The sequence below is a fragment of the Pseudomonas sp. genome, from assembly GCF_026224925.1.
GTDB lineage: Bacteria > Pseudomonadota > Gammaproteobacteria > Pseudomonadales > Pseudomonadaceae > Aquipseudomonas.
This window is the reverse complement of record NZ_JAMFRV010000571.1, coordinates 1-3192: the sequence shown is the minus strand read 5'-3', so window position 1 is coordinate 3192 and position 3192 is coordinate 1. Positions and strand designations below refer to the sequence as shown.

The 3192-nt window shown below is 56.7% G+C and carries 2 protein-coding genes and 2 pseudogenes; 2 read left to right on the top strand and 2 right to left on the bottom strand.

What is annotated here, in order from left to right; translation table 11 throughout:
- Nucleotides 1–692, top strand: a 692-nt coding sequence (locus M0974_RS23905) for an FUSC family protein (protein ID WP_297842767.1), incomplete at its 5' end; no start/stop codon positions are given.
- Between the two features lie 18 nt (nt 693–710).
- Nucleotides 711–2186, top strand: coding sequence for an aldehyde dehydrogenase family protein (locus M0974_RS23900; protein ID WP_297842764.1), 1476 nt, complete (start codon nt 711–713; stop codon nt 2184–2186).
- Between the two features lie 124 nt (nt 2187–2310).
- Here M0974_RS23900 and M0974_RS23895 read toward each other — a convergent pair.
- Nucleotides 2311–2463: pseudogene (locus M0974_RS23895) on the bottom strand (TetR family transcriptional regulator C-terminal domain-containing protein); the annotation flags it as partial.
- A 90-nt stretch (nt 2464–2553) separates the two neighbouring features.
- Nucleotides 2554–2746 (bottom strand): annotated as a pseudogene (locus tag M0974_RS23890) (LysR family transcriptional regulator); the annotation flags it as partial.
- Nucleotides 2747–3192 lie beyond the last annotated feature (446 nt).

Sequence of the window (3192 nt, the reverse complement as noted above, 5' to 3'; positions counted from 1 at the left end):
CAATGATGGTCATGACGGCCGTGTTGTTCGCCTCGCTGTTCTCCAGCCATAGCCACGCCAGTGCGGCGTTAAAAGACGTACTTGTTGGCTCGACCGCTGGAGCCGTTCTTGGCGTGATCTGCCGTTTTTGGCTGTTACCTGAAGTGGGAACAGTGTGGGAGCTGGCCTTGGTTATCGCACCGTTTTTGATGATCGGAGCGTTGCTCATGGCTCGGCCCGGTACAGCAAAACTGGCCATCGACCTGAACATGACCTTTTTGTTAATCGCTCAACCTGGATTGCAGGCAGACACATCCCTTAGACATACCCTGTTGCAGATGTTGGCAATTCTGGGCGGGGTGTTCACTGCCGTGCTGACCTACCGATGGTTGGTTCCTTCATCGCCAGGCTCCCAGCGCAAGCGCCTGTGCAAGCGCATTGCGCGGCTCGCACTGAAGATCTCGGATACACCTGCCCCACCTGCTCAGGCACGAATTTATGATCAAGTCAGGGGTCTTCTGACAAGTCTGATCAGCCTCGAAAAAAAGGCCTCTCCACGGCTCATTGCTGCGTTCGAATGCGCAGCGATTGCTCAGCTTTTCGCTCACCACCGAACTGATGAACATCACACCCTTGCACTGCACCAGCAATTGGCAAACCTCGCGACTTCCAGGCTGGCAAGCAAGAAGAATACTGGCGCTGACCTACTTTGAATCAACCGGAGAACACCCATGTCTGACCGCCCAACACCGTGGCAAAACTTTACTGGCCAATACATCGCCGGGGCCTGGCGTTCCGGAAGTACGCGCAAGGTCCTGGAGAACCGCAACCCTTATGACAACGCCCTGCTGACCGAGCTTTCGCTGGGTGATGCTAGCGACCTCGACGACGCCTACCAGGCGGCAGCAACCGCGCAGAAAGCATGGGCGCAGACGTTACCTAATGAGCGCTCAGCCTTGTTCATGCGCGCCGTTAGCGTACTGGAAGCCAGGCACGAAGAAATTGTCGACTGGTTGATTCGTGAGTCAGGCAGCACGCGTACCAAAGCCGAAATCGAGTGGTCAGCGGTACGTTCGACCATGATCACGGCCGCGGCCATGCCTTCGAGAGTCGTCGGCCGCATTCTGCCAATCGACACCCCCGACAAAGAAAGCCGCGTTTACCGTAAACCACTGGGTGTGGTCGGGGTTATCAGTCCCTGGAACTGGCCGATGCACCTTTCCAATCGGTCTATCGCACCAGCACTGGCACTCGGTAACGCCGTCGTCGTGAAGCCTGCCGACGATACGCCGGTGACCGGTGGTTTGTTGTTGGCGAAAATTTACGAAGAGGCCGGTTTTCCGCCGGGAGTTTTGAACGTGGTCGTGGGAGACGTGGCTGATTTGGGTGATGCCTTTACCCTGCACCCGATTCCAAAATTCATCTCCTTCACGGGATCGACTCGGGTCGGGCGGCACATTGGCGCGTTGGCAGTCACAGGCCCGACGCTCAAGCGAGTCGGGTTGGAGTTGGGTGGGAATGCTCCCTGCGTGGTGCTTGATGACGCGGACCTCGATCTGGCGGTGCACGCCGCCGTTGTGGGGCGCTTCCTGCACCAAGGTCAAATCTGCATGAGCAGTAACCGGATTATCGTCGACGCCTCGTTGCAAAAGGATTTCGTCGAAGCGTTTGTCGAGCGCGTTCGCCAGTTGAAAGTCGGCGATCCTGACCTTGCAGATACAGTCATTGGCCCGCTGATCAACCGTCGCCAGTTGGAGGGCGCAGTGGCCCGGATAGAAGCGGCTAAGGCCGAGGGTATCGAGATGCTGTTGGGTGGCGCGGCGATGGGGCAGGTCCTGCCACCGCACGTCTTCGTAAATGTGGACAACATGAGCGACTTGGCCCAGGCCGAGCAGTTTTGCCCGGTGGCACCGATCATCACGGCTCGCGATGAAGCTCACGCACTGGAGCTGGCGAACCAGACAGAGTTTGGGCTCTCTTCGGCGGTATTCACCAAAGACGAAGGCCGGGGCTTACGCTTTGCGCAGCAAATTGAGGCCGGCATGACGCACATCAACGACATCTCGGTGAACGATGATCCGAACAACATGTTCGGCGGCGAGAAAAATAGTGGTATTGGGCGATTCAATAGCGATTGGATCATCGCTGAGTTGACCAGTGATCACTGGATTTCGGTGCAGCACAAGCGTCGCGCTTATCCGTTCTAACGGCGGCTGTGGCATGACTGTGTGATGAATGATGAGTGCCCTGAATTTTCGGGGCATTTTTTTGATCAATCCATGATGGTGGCAAAGACGCTCTTTATCTTCATGAAAAAGAATTCGCTATCTCGGTAATGAGCAACATCTGCCAACCGAGATTGGTATAGGTCCGGGTTGCTGACCAGATGAAAATCATCAAATGCTCCTGGTCAACTGGCGCAAGCAAGCCACGATCGATCTAGCTGCGCAGGCAATCAACATTGCGCTGGGCCTAGGCTTCCAGCCAAACCTTGTATTCCACAGGTACCTCCATTGACCTACTCATTGGACGCAGTGGTACGTTGCGAGTTCGAGATATTTGCCGGTGCTCATGCTAGAGATCGTTGTCACTCGGAAAAACCTGCGCTCCATTCAGCCATTCCTGATTCATCGTCTCAGTATCCTCCCAGGTAATCGAGCAGCTAGGCCATGGCCGGCGAATGCTTGTTCTGGTTCCACGCCACGCAGGACGGGCTGGCAGCGAAGGGCCGTTGCAGGTTCAGGGCGACCAGTTCGCCTTGCTCGATGAGATGCCGCACCAGGTGTGCCTGCTCAACATCGAAGGCGCTGCTGCACGCCGGCAGGGTGGGATATGGAGGGAATGAGCCTGCCGTCGAAAAGTTGGAGCGTGAAGCCCGTGATGTCGCTGCTGAGTATAGTGGGGGTTGATATAAGGAGCGGCCTACCGGCTCCCGGCATGTAATGACCCGGACTGGCACACGCGGTGATCGCCGATTTTTTGTTTGACGCAACGAAGCGGCGGCGCGCGACTGTTTCAGTCATGCGGGCGCCGACGCCATGCTGGTCGTTTTGACGACTACTCGGTGCTCCTTCATCAGTGGCGGCGCTGACCGCGTTCGGGTTGGTGAATACGCTCTAGGCTACTGGGCAAAGTACGCCGGTGAAAAGTGAAGGTTGATACTTACTGCTAACAAACGGCAGTGCCTAGCCCTGAGGGTGGCTGTCGAACGGT